This is a genomic window from Actinoplanes sp. NPDC051537, from assembly GCF_055586105.1.
On sequence record NZ_JBVJIU010000026.1, the window covers coordinates 61,176 to 82,992 of the forward strand.

The window sequence follows — 21,817 nt, forward strand, 5'->3', positions numbered from 1 at the left end:
ACGACAATGCCTGGGCATACTAAACGGGTGTTAACTACCGATTTCAGGCCTTTGTCATGCGGGTAGCACTGCTGGGCCCGATCGCCTGGCGCACGCCGCCGCTGCATTACGGCCCGTGGGAGACGATCACCAGCCTGCTGGCCGAGGGCCTGAGCGCGCGAGGCATCGACGTGACGCTCTTCGCCACGCTCGACTCGATCACGAAGGCGGCGCTGGACGGGGTCGCGCCGGCCGGTTACGAGGAGAGCCCGGAACTGGACGGCCGCGTCTGGGAGGCCCTGCACGTGGCGCACGCCTTGTCCCGGTCCGGCGAGTTCGACCTGGTCCACAACCATCTGGACTGGTTGCCGCTGGCGTTCTCGACCCTCTGCGCGGCGCCGATGCTGACCACGATCCACGGCTTTTCCGGGCCGGCCATCCTCCCGGCCTACGAACGCTCCACGTCCCGGTTCGTCTCCATCTCCGACAGCGACCGGTCGCCCGCACTCTCCTACGTCGGGACCGTCCACCACGGGATCGACCTGTCACTACTACCGGTGTCCGGGGTGGCCACGCCCCTCTCGCTCTCCTCCCTCTCTCCTGCGCCCCCGCCCTCCCCCTTGCCCTCCCCCTTGCCTTCCCCCCCGCCCTCCCCGTTGCCCGATTTATTGTGCTTTGGCCGCATCCATCCGGACAAGGGGACCGACCTCGCCATCGAGATCGCCCGCCGGGCCGGGCGACGGCTTCTCCTCTGCGGAATCGTGCAGGACCATTCGTTCTTCGCATCCCGGGTCGAGCCACACATCGACGGCGACCGGGTCGTCTACCTCGGGTCGGTCGGGCCGGCCGATCGCGGGCGCATTCTCGGATCGTGCGCGGCGCTGCTGCACCCGATCCGGTTCGCCGAGCCGTTCGGCCTTTCCGTGGTCGAGTCGATGGCCTGCGGGACGCCCGTCATCGCGTACCGGAAAGGCTCGATGCCCGAGGTCGTCGACGAGGGGGTGACCGGACGCCTGGTCGCCGATGTCGACGAGGCCGTGGCCGCGGTGGCGGAGATCGAGTCGATCGACCGGCTCGGCTGCGCGGCCCGTGCGCGCCAACGCTTCTCGGCCGACCGCATGGTCGACGACTACCTGGCGATTTACCGCAAAATCGTCAGGTCAATAGGCGTTTCTTGTTAACGTCGCAATGTGAATTGCACGTTAATCGGGGCAATTTCCCGAAGCGTCGCAATGACGCTTGCGCGCGGCTGGAACTGCCTCTCCCGCGCGCGATGAACCGTGCTGCGGGGAGGCAGCCGCGTGAAGAGAAAGGCCCTGTCATGCCCGCCACGTACGGTTTTCTGAGCACGTACCCGCCAACCCAATGCGGTTTGGCCACGTTCAATGCCGCACTCGCCACCCAGCTGAATGCCGGGGGCGGCGCCGGGGTCGTCCGGCTGCTCGCCAGCGACAACGTGAGCGGCGGCATCGACCTCGACCGGGCCGCACCGCGGGTCGTGCACACCTGGCACACCGACAATCCGGGCGGCTGGACGGCGGCGGCCAACGCGCTCAACCGGTTCGACGTGGCGATCATCCAGCACGAGTACGGCATCTACCCGGGCGACGCCGGCGCCGAGGTGCTGCCGCTGCTGCGCGCCCTCAAGGTGCCGTCGATCGTCGTGCTGCACACCGTGCTCAGCAGCCCCGATTCCTTGCAGCGACAGGTGCTCGAGCGAATCGCCGCGACCGCCGACGCCCTGGTCACGATGACCGACACGGCCCGCCGCCGGCTGATCGCCGGGTACGACGTCGACTCCCGCAAGATCTCGGTCATCCCGCACGGCGCCGGCAGCCACGACACCGCGCCCCGCGAGGACCACGACACGCCGCACCTGCTGACCTGGGGCCTGCTCGGGCCGGGCAAGGGCATCGAGTGGGCGCTGCGGGCCCTGGCCCTGGTGCGCGACTCGTCCCCGGCGCCGGTCTACACCGTGGCCGGACGCACGCATCCCAAGGTGCTCGAGCAGTTCGGGGACGCGTACCGGAACAGCTTGAAAGCCCTCGCCGGGTCGCTCGGGGTGACCGAGGCCGTGTCCTGGCGGGACGAGTACCTGGACCAGGCCGAGCTGTTCCGGCTGATCCGCTCGGCCGACGTGGTGGTGCTGCCGTACGACTCGACCGAGCAGGTCACGTCCGGCGTGCTGATCGAGGCCGTGGGCGCCGGCGTGCCGGTGGTGGCGACCGAGTTCCCGCACGCGGTCGAGCTGCTGGCCGACGGTCCCGGGCTGCTCGTGCCGCACCAGGACCCGGAGGCGATGGCGGCGGCGATCCGGCACCTGATCGACGAGCCCGATCTGGCCGGCCGGCTGGCCGGGATAGCGGGCGGACCGACCCTGCGGTGGCCGGCCGTCGCGGCCCGGTACCAGGCCCTGGCCGGACGTCTCCTGGCCGCGCCCGCTCCGGCCCCCGTCACTGCTTCCGCCGTACCGGCATGAGTGTTGGTCTGCGGCTTGTGCCGCCCCCGATCCAGCTCTCCGACGCCCCACCACCTTCGTTCAGCCACCTCGCGCGGATGTCCGACGACACCGGGCTGCTCGAGCACTCCCGCAACGCGATCGCCCGGCGCGAGCACGGTTACTGCGTCGACGACGTCGCGCGCGGGCTGATGGTCGCCTGCCGGGAACCGCGCCCGGGGCCGCAGGTGGTCGGGCTGGCCGAGCGCTACCTCGCGTTCCTCACCCACGCGCAGGCTCCGGACGGCGCCTTCCGCAACCGGATGAGCTTCGACCGGCGCTGGACCGACGAGCCGGGTCTCGGCGACTGGTGGGGACGCGCGCTCTGGGGGCTGGGTACGGCCGCGGCGCGCTCCACCGTGCCCTGGATCCGGCGCGAGGCGCGATTGGCCTTCCGCTTGGGGACGCGCCAGCGCTCTCCATGGCCGCGAGCGATGGCGTACGCGGGCCTGGGCGCCGCCGAGGTGTTGCGGGCCGACCCCCATTGCCCCGACGCCGCGTCCCTGCTGCGAGACGCCGCCGAGTCGGTCGGCCTGCCCGGCCCCGACCCGGCGTGGGTCTGGCCGGAGCCGGTGCTCACCTACGCCAACCCGACCATGGCCGAGGTGGTGATCGCGGCCGGCGACCTGCTCGGGGATGAGCCTCGTCTGCTGGCCGGTCTGCGGATGCTCGCCTGGCTCTGCCGGGTCCAGGAGAACGACGGCCATTTGTCGACGATTCCGGTCGGGGGTCTGCGGCCGGGGCAGCTCTCGCCGGTCGCCCCGCTCCCCTCCTTCCCGGCGCCCGCGTCTCTTTCGGCGCCGGTCGCTTTCTCGCCGCCCACCCGGTCCTCGCCGCCCACCCGGTCCTCGCCGCCCAGCCGGCCCTCGCCGCCCACCCGGTCCTCGCCGCCCAGCCGGCCTTCGCCGCCCACCCGGTCCTCGCCGCCCAGCCGGCCTTCGCCGCTCGTCTCTGTTTCGGCGCCGGGTGCTCTCTCGCTCGTGCGTGATCGTTTTGATCAGCAGCCGATCGAGGCCGCCGCGGTGGCCGACGCCTGCGCGACCGCCGCCTCGATCACCGGCGACGACCGCTGGGATTCACCCCTTTTCATGGCGATCGCCTGGTTTCTGGGCGACAACGACTCGCAAACCGTGATGTATGACCACCTAACCGGCGGATGTTATGACGGATTAACGGCAGATGGTCCTAATGTGAACCAAGGTGCCGAATCCACTCTCGCGCTGGTCTCCACGCTGCAGCACGCCCGCACGCTGGCGGCCTCTCGCGCGACCCGACCGTCAGGCGGCCTAGCGTGACCGCAACCATGAATTCCAAGACCTTCCTCACCCGTCACGACATCGTCATGGAGCCGGACGACCGGCGCGTGGTGATCAAACTGTTCGTGCCCGGCGAGGACGCCCAACTGGTGCAGAACCGGGCGTCCAGCCTCATCGAGCGCATCCTGCAGCTCGACGAGGCGGAGACCAGCCGGCTGCTCGACGACGTGCTGAATCGGTTCGCCGGGCGGCATCACGACCTGTTGTCGGTGTTCCAGCATCACTACGAGCTGGTGCAGCACCGCGTACCACCGGAAATTGAGCTCTCCCCGACGGCCCGCACGTTGATCGGCGCGTACTTCAGCCACGAGTTCTCGGTCGAGGCCGCCGCGCTCTGCAACCCGTCGATGGTGCCGCACCCCGACCAGTCCGGCCTCGAGGCGGGCGAGCTGCGGGTGGCGATGAGCATGCGCCAGATCGGCGAGGGCCACATCTCGTCGATCGGCTTCTGCTCGGCGATCCTCGGCCCCGGCGAGCAGATTCGCCTCGACGAGCGCGGCGGCCCCCTCATGATCGGCCAGCGCGTAGGCGCCATGCACATGCGCTTCCAGCTCTCCGCGGCGCTCATCGACGCGGAGATCGACAACGAGGCTTCGGCGTACGTGGTGTCGGCCCTGCCCGAGCGCTACAACGATGAGGAGTTCGAGGACGTCATCGGTCACGTGCCGGCCGAGTTGCAGGCCCGGCCGACGACGCAGGAGACTCTGGACCGCATCCGCCACATCGTGAGCGAGGACTACGCGGTCGCGTTCCCGTGCGCGTCCCCCCTGCACCAACGGGTCATGTGGCCGGCGACGCGAGCCGAGAGCAACGGCATGGAGGACGCGCGCTTCGTGCAGGTGCTGGACCCCGACGGCCGGCTCGCCTACCAGGCGACGTACACGGCCTACGACGGCCGCCACATTTCCGGCCGGGTCATCTTCACCCGCGACCTGCGGCACTTCGAGGTGACCCAGCTGCACGGCCCCGCCGCCCGGAACAAGGGAATGGCCCTGTTCCCGCGCTACGTCGGCGGCCGCAAGCTGGCCCTATGCCGCTCCGACGGCGAGACCCTGGGCCTGAGCGTCCGCGACGACCAGCACCGCTGGCAGCACGCCGTGCCGTTGCTGGTCCCCCACCGAGGCTGGGACCTGATCCAGGTAGGCAACTGCGGCGCCCCCGTAGAAACGGAGGCCGGCTGGCTGGTCCTGACCCACGGCGTGGGCCCGATGCGCCGCTACGCCCTGGGCGCCATGCTCCTGGACTTGGAAAACCCCGAGCGGGTAATAGCCGACCTGCCGGACGGTCTCCTGTTCCCCGACGACGTGGAACGCGAGGGTTACGTCCCGAACGTCCTCTACTCCTGCGGAGGCATAGTCCACGACGGCCGCCTGTGGCTCCCCTACGGCGCGAGCGACGTGCGGGTGGGTTTCGCCAGCATCGACCTGGACCAGCTCCTGAGCCGAATGGTCCCGACCGGCTTCTAGCCCCGCCCAGCCCGGCTCGGCCGACCGCCCGGCCTGGCCGACCGCCCAGCTCGGCCAACCGCCCAGCTCGGCCAACCGCCCAGCTCGGCCAACCGCCAGCCCGGCCCACCGCCCCAGCCCAGCCAACCGCCCAGCCCGGCCGACCGCCCAGCCCAGCGCGGCCGACCGCCCAGCGCGGCCGACCGCCCAGCCGGGCCCGATCGCGCCCGACCCTGCGAGGCCCGCCGCCGATTTCCCGGTGGCGGGCCTTCGCGCGCCTCTCCCACCGCTCAGCGCGAGTCGAGCACCAGGACCGCCACCTGCACCCGATTGCTCAACGCGAGCTTCGTGAAGATGCGCGTCATGTAGGCCTTCACCGTCGCCGTGCTCATCATCAGCTCGGCGCCGATCTGCTGGTTGGTCCGCCCGTCCGCGAGCAGCTGCGCCACATCCCGCTCGCTGGGACTGAGCCGAGCCAGCTGCCGCCGAGCCCGATCACGCCGCGGATTCTCGTCGGTCGCCCCCGCCAGCCCCATCACCTGCCGCAGCACCGACGGCGTGAAGATCGGCTCCCCCGCCGCCGCCCGGCACACCGCCCGGGCGATGTCGGCCGGCGGCTCATGCTTCAGCAGAAAGCCGCTCGCCCCCGCCCGCATGGCCCGCTGCACATGGTCATCGGTGTCGAACGTGGTCAGCACGATCACCTCGGGCGGATCCGGCCGGCCCCGCAACTCCGCCGTAGCCGTGAGCCCGTCCTTGCCCGGCATCCGGATGTCCATCAACACGACCTGGGGCCTGACCTTGTTGACCGCCGCCGCCACCTCGGTGCCGTCCGAGATCGCCCCGACCACCTCGATCTCGTCGAACGCCCCCAGCAACATCGTCAGCCCCTGCCGCACGAGCGCGTCGTCGTCAACAATCAGCACCCGCACCGGCCGCGCACCATCCACCGCCGCCGCGCTCCCGCCCACGGTCCCCGCCGACGTCAGGTGTTCCACGGCAGCCACGCTCGCAGAGCGAACTCCCCCGACGCCGTCGGCCCATGCTCCAGCTGCCCGCCCACCAGCTGAACCCGCTCCCGCAACCCGGCCAGCCCCGCGCCGGCGCCGGGAATCGCCTCGGCGTGCACCCGGCGGGAGCTGAAGACGAAATCCGGCCGGTTCCAGACCAGGTCGTTGTCGACCCGCACATCGAGCCCCCGCAGCCACCGAATGTCGACCTTCACCCGCACCGCCGAACCCGGCGCGTGCTTGAGCGCATTGGTCAGCGCCTCCTGGATGATTCGGTAGGCGTGCCGCCCGATCTGGTCAGGCACCTCGTCGCCGTAGTCCTCGTCGCCGTAGTCCTCGTCGCCGTAGTCCTCGTCGTCCAGCTCCGCCTCATCGAAGAACGCATCGTCGGCAACAAGCTCCCGGCCGCCCCCAAGCTCCCGGCCGCCCCCAAAGTCTCGGCCATCCCCAAGCTCCCGTTCGTCCCCAGAGTCACGGCCGCCCCCGACCTCCCGGCCGCCCCCAAGCTCCAGGTCATCCACAAGCTCGACGTGGTTCCTAAGCTGCAGGGCGTCCCCAAGCTCCACGCCGACGGCCCCCGAGCCGGATCGCCCCGGTCGATCGTCGTGAAGCGTGAAGACGACGTCGGCGCCGGCCGAGCGGGACTGTGCGACCAGGGCCGGCACGTCGTGCAGCGTCGGCTGGGGCCGGTCGTCCGCCGGTCCGCGCAACATGCCGAGCAACATCCGGAGGTCTTCGAGCGCGTCGTGCGCGCACTGCCGGATCACCCCGGCCGCCTGCCGCTCGTCGGCCGACGCGTCGCGCCGCACCTCGAGGGCGCCCGCGTGCAGGGCCAGCAGAGACACCCGGTGGGCGAGCACGTCGTGCATCTCGCGGGCGATCTTTTCCCGCTCGGCCAGCCGCGCCTGCTCGATGCGGAGCCGCTGGCCCTCCTCGGCCTGGCGCGCGCGATCGGCCCAGGAGGCGACCAGAAGCCGGTGCGCACGGATCAGCATGGCCACCGCGACTAGGCTGACGTGCAGAAGAACCATGAAGGCGACGGTCTCGTAGTAGGTGCGGGTCAGCCCGAGCGCCAGGCCATAGAAGACACAGACGGCGCCGGCATGCGCGGCGGCGACCGCGATCGTGACCCGGGCCGGACGGTGCAGGGCGACCGAGAACAACGCGAACGGCAGCACACCCATCGGCATCCCGAGCGTGATGCCGAGCGGGATCAGCGCGAGCGTGAGCGTGACCGGACGGGTGCGGCGGAACAGAAGGAGGCCGATGACGGAGATGAGGCCCGCGACGGCCTCGACCGGGATCGGCGCGCCATCGCCCTCCGACACCGACTGCGACGTGAAGAAGAGCCCGAGCAGCAGAGCAGCGACTGCGAGGGAGCCCTCCAGCAGCCACGTCGGTGCCGTTCGCCGATTCATGCCTCGAAGCTACCGGCGGGCGGCCTTGGTCGGCAGTCGACTTTGGTCTATGGGAAATCGCCTTGAGTCGGTATCGGGCAGGCCCGACCAAGGCGAAAACTCGACGCGTGCTCGAACAGACGACGACCGTACCGACCCCGTGGTGGGCCAGGATGCTGGCGTGGCTCGGCCTTCCGCTGGCCGGCGCCGCACTGCTCTTCCTGGCCGTCCGCGTGGCCTGGTGGCTGCCATTGCCCGGCCCGCTCGGCCTGATCCGCGAGCTGCCCGGCATGGTCGCGGCGATCAGCGCGGCCGCGCTAGGTGGGTTCCTGGGCCTCGTGCTGGCCGGTCTGGCCGATCGAGAATCATTGACCGTACGCATCACCCGCACCGAAGTGGTGCTGACCCGCCCCGGCTCGACCGTCTCGGTGCCGCGTTCCGACGTCGCGGTGGCCTTTCCCGACCGCGACCGATTGATCCTGCTGGGCCGCACCGGCCGGGAGCTGGCGCGCGAGCCCAGCCACCTGTCGGCCAAGCGGCTGCGGCCCGCCTTCACCGGGAACGGCATCGCCTGGGCGGATCAGGATCCCTACCTGGCGTCCTACCGCCGCTGGGTGCCCGATCTTCCCGAGCTCCCGGCCACCGCGCACGCCTTGCTCAAGGCCAGACAGAAGGCCATCGACGCCGGCGACGAGAACGACCAGCGCGACCTGCGGGACGAGCTGGCGCGGCTCGGCTACGTCATCCGCGACGACCGCAAGCGACAGCATTGGCGCCGCGCCGATGGCTAGCCGCACGCCCGCCGCCCGGGCAAGAAGGAGCCGAAGCTCGGGCGAGGCGAAATGCGCGCGGGCAAGCCGAAACGCGGACGGACCGAAGCGCGAGCGAGCCGAAGCGCGAGCAGGTCAAGGCACGCGGGCAAGCCAAGGCACGCGGGCAAGCCAGAGCGCGCAGGCAAGCCAAAGCACGCAGGCAAGCCAAAGCGCGCAGGCAAGCCAAAGCACGCGGGCAAGCCAAAGCGCGCAGGCAAGCCAAAGCACGCGGGCAAGCCAAAGCACGCGGGCAAGCCAAAGCACGCGGGCAAGCCAAAGCACGCGGGCAAGCCAAAGCACGCGGGCAGGCCAAAGCACGCGGGCAGGCCAAAGCACGCGGGCGCGCCGGAGCGCAGGCGGGCGAGACGCGCGGGGCCCATAGCGCGCGTGGGCTCGTCGTGGAGGGCTCGCGGCGCGCGTGGCTCGTCGTGCGCGGGGGTCGCGGCGCGGGGGTGGGCGTGTGTTGGTGGGCTGGTGGGCGGTGCGGCGGAGGGTGGGCGGCTTGGTGCACCCTTGATCGGCGAAGCGGGCCTGGTTGTGGCAGGCTCTTCGGAATGAGTGACGCGGTTAAGTTCGGGCTCGTTGGCTACGGCACCGGTGGACGCATCTTCCACGCACCGCTTCTCGCCTCGGCTGGGAACGTCGAGTTTCTCGGTGTCGTGACCAGGTCAGTTGAGCGCCGGGCTGAGCTTGCTGCCAAGCGTCCCGCGCTGACTGCCTTTGATGACCTTGCGGCGCTCAAGGCGGCGGGGGCCGAGGCGGTGTCGATCTCGACGCCGGCCGCTACGCACGCCGAGGTTGCCAAGGAAGCTATCGCGCTTGGGCTGGCCGTGGTTGTGGACAAGCCGTTCACGCTCGATGCGGCCGCCGCTCACGAAGTTGTCGACGCGGCGGCGGAGGCCGGCGTGCTGCTCAGCGTCTATCAGAATCGGCGCTGGGACTCCGATCTGCTGACCGTCCGCAAGCTCATCGGCGAAGGGCGGCTCGGCAACGTCCGGCGGTTCGAGTCCCGGTTCGAGCGGTGGGCGCCGGATCGCAAGCCGCCCGCGGCCGGTGGGGGCACGCTGCTCGACTTCGGGTCGCATCTGGTTGACCAGGCGCACCTGCTGCACGGGCCGGCGGGGCGGGTTTACGCCGAGCTTCGCGGCAGCGGCGAGCTCGACGACGACTTCTTCGTCGCCATCCATCACGTGAGCGGGGTCGAGTCGCACCTGTGGGGCAGCTGGCGGCAGGCCGCGCCGGGGCCGCGTTTCCGGATCACGGGCACGACCGGCAGCTACATCGTCAGCGGCATCGACGGGATCGACCACCAGGAGGCGCTGCTCAAGGCGGGCAAGTCGCCGTCGGGGCTGGGCGAGCGGTGGGGCGTCGAGCCCGAGCACGGCTGGGGGCGGCTCTACCACGGGTCGACCAGCGCCCCGGTGCCGACCGAGCGCGGGCGGTGGGACACCTATTACCCGGCGTTCGCCCGGGCGGTGCGGGGCGAGGGGCCGCTGCCGGTGGACCCGGCCGACGTCCTTCGCAACATGGCCGTCCTCGACGCGGCGCGCGAGTCCGCTCGTACGGGAAACGCGGTCCGGCTCTAAAAGACCCGCAAGCCGTCCAGCGCGAGGCCGAGCACGCGATCGCGCTGGGCGGCGTCGACGAAGGCCGCCGACGTCAGGCCCGAGACCAGGCGGATGACGTCGTCGAAGGTGGCGTCGGGACGCACCTCGCCGGCCTCCTGCGCGCGGGCCAGCAGCGGCTCGCCGGCCGCGTACATCGACTTGCGGCAGGCCGCGAACATCGGCGACTCCCGGTTCAGGGCCTCGATGATGGCGCGCTTGGTCGCCGCGTACTCCACGAACTGCCGTAGCCAGGCGGTGAGCGCCTCCCACGGGGGCAGCGACGCCACCGCCTCGGCCACCTCGCTCAGCTTGTTGATCTCCTCGACGTAGACCGCCTCGAAGAGGTCCTGCCGGGCCGGGAAGTTGCGGTAGAGGGTGCCGATGCCCACGCCCGCCCGCCGGGCGATGTCCTCGAGCGAGGCATCCGTCCCGTTCTCGGCGAACGCGTCCCGGGCCGCCGCGATCAGCGCGTCGAAGTTCCGCGCCGCGTCGGCCCGCTGCGGCCGGCGCACTTCGGCCATCGGAGACCCTCCTCACATCATGCCGGTTGCTATTCGCTTGCAATCCGGAGGCACCCCTCCACTAAGGTGGAGGCATGCCTCGACTTTATCAGACATCGCCGCGAGTGACCTTTGCCGTGCTCGCGGCCGCCGCTGCCGCGTTCGCGCTGATGCAGTCGCTGGTGACGCCGGTTCTTCCGACCATCCAGCAGGACCTGCACACCGACACCGGCACGGTCACCTGGGTGCTCACCGCCTGGCTGCTCGCCGCGTCGGTGGCCACCCCGCTCATGGGCCGGATCGCCGACATGATCGGCAAGGACCGCGCGCTGCTGGTCGCCCTCGGGTCGATCGCCGTCGGCTGCCTGGTCGCCGCGATCGCCCCGACCATCGGCATCCTCATCGTGGCCCGCGTCCTGCAGGGTCTCGGCGGCGCGATCTTCCCGGTCGCCTTCGGGATCATCCGCGACGAGTTCCCGCCGCACCGGGTCACCTCCGCGGTCGGCGTGATGGCGGCGGTCATCGCCTCCGGCAGCGGCCTCGGCATCGTCCTGGCCGGCCCGATCGTCGGCGCCCTCGACTGGCGCTGGCTGTTCTGGATCCCGATGATCGTCGTGACGGTCGTCGGCGTCGGCGCCTGGTTCGTGATCCCGCAGTCACCGCACCGCAGCCCCGGCAAGGTCAACTGGTTCGCCGCCGTGCTGCTCTCCGGCTGGCTGGTCGCGCTGCTCCTGCCACTGAGCAAGGCCACCACCTGGGGCTGGGGCTCATTCCGTACGGTCGGACTGCTCGTTCTCGCCGTTGGTCTTCTGGTCGCCTGGATCGTCTCCGAGGTCCGCTCGGCCAACCCGCTGATCGACATGCGGATGATGCGCCTGCCCGCGGTCTGGACGACGAACGTGGTGGCCCTGCTGTTCGGCGCCTCGATGTTCGGGGTGTTCGCGTTCCTGCCGCAGCTCATGCAGGTGCCGGCGGCCTCCGGCTACGGCTTCGGCGCGAGCGTCACGCAGGCCGGCCTGCTCATGCTGCCGATGATGGTCACGATGGCGCTGTTCGGCTCGATCAGCGGCCCGCTGACCCGCTGGGTGAGCAGCAAGATCCAGCTGGTGCTCGGCTCCGGGCTGGCGGCGGCCGCCTGCTTCTCGCTGGCCACCGCCCACGGCACGCGCCCGATGGTCGCGCTGGCCGGCGGCGTCTTCGGCATCGGCCTGGGCCTGGTCTACTCCTCGATGATCAGCCTGATCGTCCAGAGCGTCCCGATGCACCAGACCGGCGCCGCCTCGGGCATGAACACCAACATCCGCACGATCGGCGCCAGCATCGGCACCGCGATCGTCAGCTCGGTGATCACCAGCCACCCCGGCGTACAGGGCCTGCCCGCCGAGTCGGGTTACACCGAGTCGTTCCTCATCCTCGCGGTGGTGGCGGTGGCCGCGATCGGGGTCGCCCTGCTGGTGCCGTCGGCCAAGGCCAAGGCCAAGGCCAAGACCGAGCCCGAGGCCGAGGCCAAGGCCGAGAAGGCCGCAGCCCCGAGCCCCGAGGTGCTGCCCGAGCTGTCCCCCGTCGAGGTCTGATCCCCCAGCGGCGCGACCAAAGACGACCGGCGCGGCTAAGAGGCCGCGCCGGTGGCGGCGTCGACGTGCCCCCGCAATGCCGCCACGATCGTCCCGAAGTTGTCCATCAGCGACAGGTGGCCCTCGCCCGGCACCAGGTGCACCTCGGGCGACGGCAGATGCGCGGCCAGCCACCGCCCGTGCGCGAACGGCACCATCCGATCCTGGTCGCCCTGCCACAAGGCCAGCGGCACGGTGATGCCGGCGAGCGGGAACCCCCAGTCCGCCGCGAACGCGAGGTCGTCCTCCCGCCAGCCGGCGATCCCGTGCGAGATGGCCGCCCGGAACGATTCCGCCAGATAGTCGGCGAAACCACCGACGAGGGCCTTCTTGTCCACCTCGGAGATCAGGTCGCCGAAGGCCGCGATCATGTCGGCGGCGCGCACGTCGCCCAGTGGCTTCGCCGCCTCGGTCAGGAACTTGTCGAGCTCGTGCCGGCCCGCGACGGCCGCCGAGAACTCCTCGACGTTCTCCGCGCCCATGCCGTCCATCCAGTCGAGCCCCTCGGCGTCGTACGGCGCCACGCCCGCGATGGTCGCGGCGGCAACACACCGCCCGGGCAGCAGCGCCGCACAGGCCAGGGCGTGCGGGCCGCCGCCCGACCACCCGACGGTCACGAACGAGGTGGCCCCGATCGCGTCGAGCAGGGCCGCGGTGTCACCGGCGACCGAGGCCACGGTCCGGCCCGGGTGCGGGGTGGAGGCGCCGTAACCGGGCCGGCTGGCCTGCACGACCCGGAAGCCTTCCGATGCGGCGGCCTCCACGATCGGGCCGTAGAGGACCGTCCCCGAGGGGGTTCCGTGGTGCAGCACCAGCGGCACGGCCCCGGCGGGCCCGTCGACCAGGTACTCCAGCGTGCGACCGTCCGGCAGTGTCAGCAACTCCATGACCCAGCAACCTACGCGGGAGCGGCTCCGGCGGCGAGGGCGGCCGCAGAACCTACGCGGGAGCGGCTCCGGCGGCGAGGGCGGCCGCAGAACCTACGCGGGAGCGGCTCCGGCGGCGAGGGCGGCCGCGGGGCGGCCGGGTGCGAAGATCTCGATCCGGTTCTTGCCGGCCGCTTTGGCCGAGTACATGGCGATGTCGGCGCGACGCGTCAGCTCGGTGACGGACACGCCGGGTTCGGCCACCGCGACGCCGATGCTGGCGCCGACGTTGACCGTGGCCGCGGCCAGCACGACCGGCGCGGCGAGGGTCGCGCAGAGCAGCTCCGCGACCCGCCCCGCCTCGTCCGGGCCGGCGAGATCGGTGAGCAGCACGGCGAACTCGTCGCCGCCGAAGCGGGCGGCCATGCCGCGCCCGGCGGCCACCGCGGTCAGCCGGGCCGCCACCTGCACCAGCAGCTCGTCGCCGGCGGCGTGCCCGAAGCCGTCGTTGACCTGCTTGAAGTCGTCGAGGTCGACGTTGAGCACGGCGACCGCGCCGCCGTCCGCGATCGCCTCGGCCAATGCGTGGTGGAACTTGGCCCGGGTCGGCAGCTGGGTCAGGTGGTCGTGGTGGGCGCGGTGCTCGAGCTCGGCGTGCGCGTGGCAACCCTTCTCGGCCAGCACCACCTGGTGCGACAGGTTGCGGAACGCGTCGAGCACGTCGGCCGGGATCCGGCGCCGGCCGCCCACGGCGATGAAGACGTCGGCGGTGGCCGGGTCGGCGCCGAGCGAGTCGAGGTGCCAGGCCCGGAAGTCGGGCAGCGCCTCGGCCAGGAGGTCCGGATCGGCGATGACGTCGATGCTCAGCTCCCGGTCGCGCACGCCGTCGGGCGCGCCGGCGGCCGTGGAGACGTGCAGGACGCCCCCGGGCCGGCGGCGCAGGGCCAGCATCGTCACGCCGGGCGACAGCGCGGCCAGTTCCTCGGCCGTCCGGCGGCCGACGGCGCGGATCTGGCCGGGGTCGGTGACGCCGAGCATCGCGAGCCCGGCCCGGGCCAGCAGCGCCTCCCGGGCGGCGGCGCGTTCCTGGCGAAGGGTGGCGAGGTAGATGCCGCGGGTCAGCACGGCCATCAGCAGGACCTGGGGCAGGACGCCCATCACGGTCGGCGAGTTCCAGGTCATCACGCGGTCGCCGGACATCGGCGAGATGGCGACCGCGGCGGGGATCGAGACCAGCGCGCCGAGCAGCCGGGCCGTCCAGAGCCGGCTCGAGCCGTAGAGCGACAGGACGATCGTGGAGGCCAGCGCCAGTGCCGTCGTCGCGACCGGGTCGTAGAGGCCGGCGCCGCCGACGACGACCAGCGCCGGGATCGGGATGACGCTCCACCAGGTCGACCGGCCGCGCACGACGGTGACGGTCAGCACCACGAAGAGCGCGACGATGCACGCCGCGGCGAGCCGGTTGAACTCCGGCGACCGCAGCGCGTTGCCGATCTGCCCGAGCTCGCTGAGCAGGGCGAGACCACCGATGCCGGCGGCCACGAACCGGGTCCGGTTCAGGCTGCCGTCCGTCAGGAGCGCGCGCCATTTCCACACTGAGGCATCTTCGGTAGCGCGAAGCGGGACCTGAGAGCCTGTCGGATGAGTGACCACCACCGGTGAAAAGGGAGGCTGGTGAGTCAACATTTGCCGCATGAAGCCCGCGCAGATGGAACGCACGCCCTTCTCCGACCTCGACAGCCAGCCCAGCGAGATGACCGCCATGCTGCTGGCCGCGCTCGAGGCCATGGGCCGGCATCCGGAGATCAAGCGCGTGCGCCGCACCGCCATGACGGCGCTGCGTCCCGAGCCCGGGGACCGGCTGCTGGACGCGGGCTCCGGTGCGGGTGACGTGGCCCGGCGGCTCGCCGCCGAGGTCGGCCCGGACGGCGAGGTGATCGCGCTGGACTACTCGGCCGCGACCATCGCCGCCGCCGTCCGGCGGCACGACGGCAGCAACGTGCGGTACATGACCGGCGACGTCTCGGCGATGGATCTGCCCGCGGACAGCGTCGACGGCGTCTGGTGCGAGCGGGTGCTCCAGCACGTCGACGACGCGGACGTCGCGATCGCGGAGCTGATCCGGGTGACCCGGACCGGCGGGCGGATCTGCCTGATCGACACCGACTGGGAGTCGCTCGCGTTCGACGGCGTGCCCACCCGGCTGGGCGAGTCGGTGGTGGCCCACATGCACGGCCGGCTCACGCCGCAGCAGCTCGACATGGGCCGCACGCTGCGCCGCCGCCTGCTCGCGGCCGGCCTCACCAACGTGACGGCCACCCCGGTGACCTGCGTCTTCGACACGCCGTCGTCGGCCGCGGTGGTGCTGCCGATGGTCAACCCGCTGATTCCGGAAAAAGCATGGATGACGCCCCCGGGCGTACGGGACAAATGGTTCTCGCATGTCGACGAGGCCGGCGCCCGCGGCGACTTCCTCGCCATCCTGACGATCTGGGTGGTGACCGGGACCAGGTAAAAGGGGCCCGCGTGGACGACCGCGGGCCCCCCTTCTTACCTCGGGAGCGGGCTAGTTACGGACGATCGTGAACGTGGAGGTCTGGTTCTCGATGTCCCGGTAGTTGTTGCTGAACTGCAGGTTGGTGAAGGTCACCGACCCCACCGCCGGGCCCTGACCGGACTCGGGCAGCGGGTTGGCCCAGAGGCCGAAGCCGGACTTGGCGTCGAAGGCGTCGCCGCTCTTCTGCGCCCCACTGATGGTGATGTTGGTGAACGTGGTGTCCTTGATCGGGTTCTGCGGCTGGCCGCCCACGTAGTTGGTCTGGAACATGATTCCGGAGTAGGTCGGATCGACGATGTCGACGTTGCTGACCCGGATGCCCTGGAAGACCTTCGACGCGCTGAACACCCAGATCGCCGGGAAGGTCTGCTGGCCCCAGAAGTGGCCACCGGCCCGGACGATCGAGATGTTGTCGAACACGGTCGGCGGCGAGGCGCCGAAGCCGTTCATCGGATAGCCGAAGTCCAGCGAGCTGATCGTGATGCCCGAGTAGACCAGGGTGTCCGCGATGTAGATGTTCTTGAAGGTGTTGGCGTACCCGCCGTAGACCGCGACGCCCGCCGCCCGCCACGTCAGGATCGACGTGAGGTTCGAGTAGGTGTTGTTGATCTCGTCGGAGCCGCCGGCGTCGATCGCCGAGAACAGCGCGAAGCTGTCGTCGCCGGTCGCCCGGGCCTCGTTGTTGTCGACGAGGTTGCCGGTGCTGCCGTTGGTCATGTTGATGCCGTCGGCGAAGGTGTCCCGGATGCGCGAGTTCTTGATCACCATGTTGTCGGTGTTCGCGCCCCAGTACAGGCAGACCACGTGCTCGGCCCAGATGTTGTCGATCGTGATGCCGGAGACGTTCGCGAAGTCGAAGACCTTGCCGGGGCCGTCGATACGGGTCGTGTAGTTGCCGAAGAACGCGAAGTTCTTGAACGTCGAGCCGTTCGCTCCGTTGTCGGCCCGGAAGCCGGCGTCGGTCTCGGTCTGGGTGGATGGCGTGAAGAAGCGCGTGTACCAGGGACCGGCGCCGGTGACGACGATCGGCCGGCCGTACACCTGGAGCTTGCTGGAGACCTGGTAGTCACCGGCCGGCAGGTAGACGCCGAGCTTGGTGGTGTCCTGCCGGGCCGTGTCCAGCGCGTTCTGCACCGACTGCTGGTCGAAGCCGGTCGGCACCACGTACTTGGAGGCGTCCGGATTACCCGAAGCAGTTACCTGCTCGAGGTTGATGAAGTCGATGGCGATATTTCCGGAATTGGAGCCGTCCTTTTGCAGGCGCAGGGTGGTTCCGGCCGGGAACGACCCGGTCAGCAGGATGTTCGCCTCGTCGTAGATGTGGCGCGGGTCGGAGCCCGAGTTCTGCGGCGCCGTCTCGTTGCCGTACAGCCAGGCGTACTTGGACGTGAGCGGCAGGGTCTTGTTGAGCGACCCGTTGACGTACACGTTGATCGAGCTGGTCGTGCCGTCCGGGATGGAGAAGCGCGCCACCAGAGTGTTGGTCGCCGCCCGGGTGGTCCACTGGACGTACGCCCCGGTCTGGTTGAGCGTCACGGCCTTGCGCCCGGACGCCTCGCCGGCCAGGTCGCCGACGGTGCGGTTGGGGCCGACGATCGCCGCGCCGCCGCCGAGAGCGCCGTCCTCGGCCTCGTACATGTCGTAGGGCATGTTGGCCCCACGACCGACGAAGAACGGCTTGTCCGACGTGTTGTTGGCCTGCTTGACCGACAATTCGTTGGCGTCGACCGCGACAACCGTCCGAACCGTATATTTCCCATTTACGGCCGTCCAGGTCCCGAGGGAGAGCGCCGGCGACGACGCGCCCGCGGCCAAGACACCGCTGTACGAGCCGGTCAGCGTCTTGATCACGGTCGACCCGGACAAAATGCTCAAAGTAACCCCGTGAGCACCGGACGCCGAGGCCGCGGAACCCTGGTTCTTGATGGTGACCGAGAACGAGACCGTGTTACCCGCCGACGGGTTGCCGGGCGACCAGGAGACGACCGAAGCCACGAGGTCGGAGCTGGAAACCGGCGTGACGGTCAGCGACGAGGGCGAATTGTACGAATTGTTGGCTTCGTTCGTCTCGACAACCGTGTTCGCCTCGTCGACCTTGGACGAAACAGCGTAGGTGCCCGCGTCCCGAGCCCCGATGTTGGCGGACACGGTCGTCGAAGCCCCTGCGGCCAGCGCGCCCACCGAAGCGGTGCCGACCTTGGTCGTACCCAGGTAGAAGTTGACGTTGGTGGCGCCCGAAGCCGCCGTCCCGCCGTTGCGCACCGTGGCCGACAGGGTCACCGCGTCGGTCTCGACCGGCGCGGCCGGCGAGGACGACATCGCGGTGATCGAGAGGTCCGGGTTCGGCGCCGCGACGCCGATCACCTGAAGCTCGGCCACCTGGCCGCTGGGCGCGCCCGTGTTCGCGGTGAAGGAGAGTCGGAGGTCCGCAGCGGTTCCGCTCACCGGGATGGTCACGGTGTTGCCCGAGGCCGGGTTGAAGGTGTACGTGGCCGACCCGACCAGCGTGGCGAAGGTCGACGAGCTCTGCTCCCGGCCGAGGACCGAGAACGTCTGCTGCCGGGTGCCCCAGCTGCTGTCCGGGTTCAGCTTGACCACGACCTGCTGGAGCGACGCGTTGGCGCCCAGCTTGACCGTGAGCGTGGCCGGGTACGCGCTTCCCTCCCAGTAGGTGGCGGTGTTGTTGTCGTTGGCGTTGGTGGCCACGAAGGTGAAGACCGTCGACGACGCCTCGATCGGCTTGTTCAGCGCCAGGTTGGTGCCGGTGCCGCCGGTGCCGGTGCGGGTGACGGTGTTGCCGGCCGCCGACACGTTGCCGGCCGCGTCCCTGGCCTTGACGTAGTAGGAGACGGTCGCCGAGTCGGGCTGGCTGTCGGTGTAGGTCAGCACGCCCGCGCCCACGCTGGTGCGCAGCACGTTGTTGGCGTACACGTCGTAGCCGGTGACGCCCACGTTGTCGGTCGACGCCGACCAGGTGAGCTTGATCTGCCCGCTCGCCGGCTGGGTGTAGGCGAGGTTGCCGGGCGCGCTGGGCGCCTGGGTGTCGCCGGTGACCGGGCCGTAGACCTCGAGCTCCGACAGCTGCCCGGCGGGCCAGCCGGTGTTGCCGGTGAAGTTCAGCCGGACGAAGCGGGCGGTCGCCGTCGTGAGGTCGACGGTGACCGTGTTGCCCGAGGACGGGTTGAAGGTGTAGCCGGCCGACGCCTTCAGCGAGCTGAACGACGAGCCGTCCGAGCTGCCGGTGACCGACAGCGTCTCGGTGCGGGTGGCCCATGCGGTCGCCGGGGGAAGCTTGAGCACGAGCTGGTTGACCGCGACGGCCGAGCCGAGGTCGACCTGGAGCCACTGCGGGAACGCGTTGTTCTGGCTTTCCCAGTAGGTGTTGGCGTTGCCGTCGCCGGCGTTGCCGGCGCCGTAGACGTCGGCGAAGCTGCTGGCGCTGAAGGTCTTGCCGGCGGCCAGGTTCGGGCCGGCCGCCGACGCGACGGTGGGTGCGGAGATGAGTGCGGTCACGACGCCCACGGCCGCGGCGGCCGCGAGCAGGCGTTTTCTGATTCGAGACATGGCGGGAGCGGTGCCTTTCTCGGGTGAAAAGCCCCCGGGGATGTGCTTCCTCCTGCTCTGAGGGGCGCCGGCGGCGGATCCCGCGCCCCCAAAAGGATCAACTCAAGCGCAGCCAGACGGCGGTGTCCGGGGGGAGGCGGTCACCGTCGAGCGGGCCACTGGCGAGCAGGGAGGTCTCGTGGTCCGGCAGGTCGATCGGGGCGCCGGACATGTTGACGACGCAGGCGAACTTCGCGCCGCGACAGAAAGCAAGCACTTGCGGATGTACGTCGAGCCAGGCGAACGACGACAGATGGAGACCGGGCTCGGCGCGGCGCAGGCGGATCGCGTCGCGGTAGAGCTCGAGCATCGAGGCCGGATCGCCGGTCTGGGCCTCGACCGTGAGGCCCTTCCACTCTGCTGGCTGGGGCAGCCAGGGCTGAGCGGTGCTGAAGCCGAACGGCGGCTCGTCGCCGCTCCACGGCAGCGGCACCCGGCAGCCGTCGCGGCTGTGCCCGCGCCGCGCCCACATCGGGTCCTGGAAGGACGACGGCGGGATGTTCTCGTTCTCCCAGAGCCCGAGCTCGTCGCCCTGGTAGATGTAGGTGGCGCCGGGCAGCGAGAGAGACAGCAGGGCGGCGGCCCGGGCGCGCCGGGTGCCGAGCTCGAGGTCGACCGGGACGCCGTCGAGGTTGTTCTCGAAGCTGAACGTGGTGTCCTCGCGGCCGTAACGGGTGACGTGCCGGGTGACGTCGTGGTTGGACAGCACCCAGGTGGCCGGGGCGCCGACGGCCGCGTGCGCGTCCAGCGTCCGGTCGACGCACTGCCGCATCAGCGTGGGATCCCAGGCGCAGCCGAGGAAGTCGAAGTTGAACGCCGCGTGCAGCTCGTCCGGGCGCAGGTAGTTCGCGAACCGCTCGACCTCCGGCATCCAGACCTCGCCGATCAAGGCGCGATCTCCGCCGTACGAGTCGGAGACGCGCCGCCAGGCCCGGTAGACGTCGTGCACCTCGTCGAGATCGTGGAAGGGGTGGGGCTGCCCCTCGCGTACCTCCGGAAAGGTCGTGTCCTTGAAGAGCAGTGCGGCGGAGTCGATGCGGATGCCGTCGACGCCCCGGTCGAACCAGAACCGCAGGATGCTCTCGAACTCGGCCCGCACGTCCGGGTGGTCCCAGTTGAGGTCCGGCTGCTCGGGCGTGAACAAATGCAAGTACCACATGCCATCGGGCGTACGGGTCCAGGTCGTGCCGCCGAACTCCCCTCGCCAGTCCGTCGGCATCTCGTCGCCGTTCTCGCCACGCCCGGGGCGGAACCAGAAGTAGTCGCGCTCCTTCGCGGTGGGCGACGCCAGAGCCGCCTTGAACCACGGGTGCTCGCTGGAGATGTGGTTCGGCACGATGTCGACGATCATCCGGATGCCGACCGCGTGCGCCTCCTCGATCAGCGCCTCGGCCCCGGCCAGCGTGCCGAAGACCGGGTCGATGTCCCGGAAGTCGGCGACGTCGTAGCCGGCGTCGGCCATCGGCGACGGGTACCAGGGGCTCATCCAGATCGCGTCGATGCCGAGGTCGCGCAGGTGTGCCAGGTGCGAGCGGATGCCGTCGATGTCCCCGATGCCGTCGCCGTCCGAGTCGGCGAAACTTCGCGGGTACACCTGGTAGATAACCGCGCCACGCCACCACGGACCACTGTCTGTTGTGGACACGAGCACCTGCTTTCTGCATGAGGAGCTGGGCCCGGCGTACCGGACCCGGATTTTTGCGAATAATTCGGTAAAAAGGGCTATTAGCCCTTGAGGCTACCGGTGGTCAGGCCGGACATGATGTTCCGCTGGAACAGCAGGAAGATGATCACGGTCGGGACCGCGGCGATGACCGAGGCGGCGATCACGACGTTCATCGGCGTGCCACCGGAGAAGTTGTAGATGCCGACGCTGAGCGTGCGGGTGTCGGCCGACGGCATGACCAGGTTCGGCCAGAGGAAGTCCTTCCAGACCGCCGTGACCGAGAAGATCGCGACGACGCCGAGGATCGGGCGCGACATCGGCAGGATGATCGACCACAACGTACGCAGCGGGGACGCGCCGTCGACCATGGCCGCCGCGATCAGGTCCTCCGGGATCGAGTCGAAGAACCGCTTCAACAGGAAGATGTTGAACGCGTTGGCGACCAGCGGCAGCCAGATCGCCCACGGCGAGTCGATCAGGCTCCAGTGCACGAACGGCAGGCTGATCGCGGTCACGTACTGCGGGACGATCAGCACCATCGCCGGGATCATGAGCGTCGCCAGCATCAGGCCGAGCACCACGTTGCCGAACGCCGGACGCAGCTTCGACAGCGCGTAGGCCGCGGCCGTGTCGAAGACCAGCTGGAAGACGACCGCGCCGGCCGCGTAGTAGAACGTGTTGAACATCAGCTTGCCGAGGTTCAGGTTGTTCCACGCGTCGACGTAGTTCTGCGTCTCGGGGTGCTTCGGGAACAGCGTGGGCGGCGTCTGCGCGATCTCCTGGCCCGACTTGAGCGCGCCGGTGACCATCCAGTACAGCGGCCCGATGAAGACCAGGGTGAAGCCGGCGACGACGATGAGAAGCAGCGTCCAGTAGAGGAACTTGCCCCGCCCGCGCCGAAGCTGAGCCTGCGAGATGAGGGTCCGGGTGCCGGAGTCCTGTGCCATGG

16 protein-coding genes are annotated in these 21,817 nt (G+C 70.4%); 8 read left to right on the forward strand and 8 right to left on the reverse strand.

Annotated elements, in window-relative coordinates; genetic code table 11:
• Positions 1-56 precede the first annotated feature (56 nt).
• The 4 genes from ACZ6TB_RS43785 (at position 57) to ACZ6TB_RS43800 (ending at position 5,258) form a co-directional block, all read left to right on the forward strand.
• Positions 57-1,160 carry a glycosyltransferase family 4 protein gene (locus ACZ6TB_RS43785; protein WP_465566162.1) on the forward strand — a complete coding sequence of 368 codons (1,104 nt, stop codon included), beginning with the start codon at positions 57-59 and terminating at the stop codon, positions 1,158-1,160.
• A gap of 140 nt (positions 1,161-1,300) precedes the next feature.
• Positions 1,301-2,458 (forward strand): glycosyltransferase, encoded by a 1,158-nt coding sequence (locus ACZ6TB_RS43790; protein WP_465566165.1) that lies wholly within the window; start codon positions 1,301-1,303, stop codon positions 2,456-2,458.
• Entirely contained in the window at positions 2,455-3,771 is a 1,317-nt protein-coding gene (locus ACZ6TB_RS43795) for a glycosyltransferase (protein ID WP_465566168.1), read from the forward strand. Before ACZ6TB_RS43790 ends, ACZ6TB_RS43795 begins: the two co-directional genes overlap by 4 nt.
• An 8-nt stretch (positions 3,772-3,779) precedes the next feature.
• Positions 3,780-5,258 (forward strand): glycoside hydrolase family 130 protein, encoded by a 1,479-nt coding sequence (locus tag ACZ6TB_RS43800; protein WP_465566171.1) that lies wholly within the window; start codon positions 3,780-3,782, stop codon positions 5,256-5,258.
• 269 nt (positions 5,259-5,527) lie between these two features.
• Here the strand turns inward: ACZ6TB_RS43800 and ACZ6TB_RS43805 are convergent, their stop codons facing one another.
• Positions 5,528-6,244, reverse strand: a complete 717-nt coding sequence (locus tag ACZ6TB_RS43805; protein WP_465566174.1) for a response regulator transcription factor — start codon at positions 6,242-6,244, stop codon at positions 5,528-5,530.
• Positions 6,223-7,665, reverse strand: a complete 1,443-nt coding sequence (locus ACZ6TB_RS43810; protein WP_465566177.1) for a sensor histidine kinase — start codon at positions 7,663-7,665, stop codon at positions 6,223-6,225. Before ACZ6TB_RS43810 ends, ACZ6TB_RS43805 begins: the two co-directional genes overlap by 22 nt.
• Before the next feature lie 107 nt (positions 7,666-7,772).
• Between ACZ6TB_RS43810 and ACZ6TB_RS43815 the strand changes: the two genes are divergently transcribed.
• Together ACZ6TB_RS43815 and ACZ6TB_RS43820 are read left to right on the forward strand one after the other, a co-directional pair.
• Positions 7,773-8,435: a YqeB family protein gene (locus ACZ6TB_RS43815; protein WP_465566180.1), complete on the forward strand. Its 663-nt coding sequence runs from the start codon at positions 7,773-7,775 to the stop codon at positions 8,433-8,435.
• 575 nt (positions 8,436-9,010) lie between these two features.
• On the forward strand, positions 9,011-10,042 hold the full coding sequence (locus ACZ6TB_RS43820; RefSeq protein ID WP_465566183.1) for a Gfo/Idh/MocA family protein: 1,032 nt from the start codon (positions 9,011-9,013) through the stop codon (positions 10,040-10,042).
• On the opposite strand, the gene ACZ6TB_RS43825 is transcribed toward ACZ6TB_RS43820, so the two are convergent.
• Positions 10,039-10,584: a TetR/AcrR family transcriptional regulator gene (locus tag ACZ6TB_RS43825; protein ID WP_465566186.1), complete on the reverse strand. Its 546-nt coding sequence runs from the start codon at positions 10,582-10,584 to the stop codon at positions 10,039-10,041. The genes ACZ6TB_RS43820 and ACZ6TB_RS43825 overlap by 4 nt on opposite strands.
• Before the next feature lie 74 nt (positions 10,585-10,658).
• Here ACZ6TB_RS43825 and ACZ6TB_RS43830 point away from each other — a divergent pair, with 74 nt between their 5' ends.
• Complete coding sequence (locus ACZ6TB_RS43830; protein WP_465566189.1) at positions 10,659-12,137, forward strand: MFS transporter; 1,479 nt, start codon at positions 10,659-10,661, stop codon at positions 12,135-12,137.
• Positions 12,138-12,172: 35 nt separating this feature from the next.
• Here ACZ6TB_RS43830 and ACZ6TB_RS43835 read toward each other — a convergent pair whose 3' ends face one another.
• Positions 12,173-13,063 carry an alpha/beta fold hydrolase gene (locus ACZ6TB_RS43835; protein WP_465566192.1) on the reverse strand — a complete coding sequence of 297 codons (891 nt, stop codon included), beginning with the start codon at positions 13,061-13,063 and terminating at the stop codon, positions 12,173-12,175.
• 93 nt (positions 13,064-13,156) lie between these two features.
• Positions 13,157-14,638, reverse strand: coding sequence for a diguanylate cyclase domain-containing protein (locus ACZ6TB_RS43840; RefSeq protein ID WP_465566195.1), 1,482 nt, complete (start codon positions 14,636-14,638; stop codon positions 13,157-13,159).
• Positions 14,639-14,735: 97 nt separating this feature from the next.
• Between ACZ6TB_RS43840 and ACZ6TB_RS43845 the strand changes: the two genes are divergently transcribed.
• Positions 14,736-15,557, forward strand: a complete 822-nt coding sequence (locus ACZ6TB_RS43845) for a methyltransferase domain-containing protein (protein ID WP_465566197.1) — start codon at positions 14,736-14,738, stop codon at positions 15,555-15,557.
• 51 nt (positions 15,558-15,608) lie between these two features.
• On the opposite strand, the gene ACZ6TB_RS43850 is transcribed toward ACZ6TB_RS43845, so the two are convergent.
• From ACZ6TB_RS43850 to ACZ6TB_RS43860, 3 genes are all read right to left on the reverse strand, one after another.
• Positions 15,609-19,163: a CARDB domain-containing protein gene (locus ACZ6TB_RS43850; RefSeq protein ID WP_465566200.1), complete on the reverse strand. Its 3,555-nt coding sequence runs from the start codon at positions 19,161-19,163 to the stop codon at positions 15,609-15,611.
• Positions 19,164-19,260: 97 nt separating this feature from the next.
• Positions 19,261-20,847: a glycoside hydrolase family 13 protein gene (locus tag ACZ6TB_RS43855; protein WP_465566203.1), complete on the reverse strand. Its 1,587-nt coding sequence runs from the start codon at positions 20,845-20,847 to the stop codon at positions 19,261-19,263.
• Between the two features lie 80 nt (positions 20,848-20,927).
• A complete protein-coding gene (locus tag ACZ6TB_RS43860) occupies positions 20,928-21,815 on the reverse strand; it encodes a carbohydrate ABC transporter permease (protein WP_465566206.1) in 888 nt (295 codons plus the stop codon).
• Positions 21,816-21,817: the final 2 nt, after the last annotated feature.

What these genes read in the sequence shown, in the direction of transcription:
- ACZ6TB_RS43785 (WP_465566162.1), top strand. Translation starts at nt 57, where the DNA reads ATGCGGGTAGCACTGCTGGGCCCGATCGCCTGGCGCACGCCGCCGCTG.
- ACZ6TB_RS43790 (WP_465566165.1), top strand. Translation starts at nt 1,301, where the DNA reads ATGCCCGCCACGTACGGTTTTCTGAGCACGTACCCGCCAACCCAATGC.
- ACZ6TB_RS43795 (WP_465566168.1), top strand. Translation starts at nt 2,455, where the DNA reads ATGAGTGTTGGTCTGCGGCTTGTGCCGCCCCCGATCCAGCTCTCCGAC.
- ACZ6TB_RS43800 (WP_465566171.1), top strand. Translation starts at nt 3,780, where the DNA reads ATGAATTCCAAGACCTTCCTCACCCGTCACGACATCGTCATGGAGCCG.
- ACZ6TB_RS43810 (WP_465566177.1), bottom strand. Translation starts at nt 7,665, where the DNA reads ATGAATCGGCGAACGGCACCGACGTGGCTGCTGGAGGGCTCCCTCGCA.
- ACZ6TB_RS43820 (WP_465566183.1), top strand. Translation starts at nt 9,011, where the DNA reads ATGAGTGACGCGGTTAAGTTCGGGCTCGTTGGCTACGGCACCGGTGGA.
- ACZ6TB_RS43825 (WP_465566186.1), bottom strand. Translation starts at nt 10,584, where the DNA reads ATGGCCGAAGTGCGCCGGCCGCAGCGGGCCGACGCGGCGCGGAACTTC.
- ACZ6TB_RS43830 (WP_465566189.1), top strand. Translation starts at nt 10,659, where the DNA reads ATGCCTCGACTTTATCAGACATCGCCGCGAGTGACCTTTGCCGTGCTC.
- ACZ6TB_RS43835 (WP_465566192.1), bottom strand. Translation starts at nt 13,063, where the DNA reads ATGGAGTTGCTGACACTGCCGGACGGTCGCACGCTGGAGTACCTGGTC.
- ACZ6TB_RS43845 (WP_465566197.1), top strand. Translation starts at nt 14,736, where the DNA reads ATGAAGCCCGCGCAGATGGAACGCACGCCCTTCTCCGACCTCGACAGC.
- ACZ6TB_RS43850 (WP_465566200.1), bottom strand. Translation starts at nt 19,163, where the DNA reads ATGTCTCGAATCAGAAAACGCCTGCTCGCGGCCGCCGCGGCCGTGGGC.
- ACZ6TB_RS43860 (WP_465566206.1), bottom strand. Translation starts at nt 21,815, where the DNA reads ATGGCACAGGACTCCGGCACCCGGACCCTCATCTCGCAGGCTCAGCTT.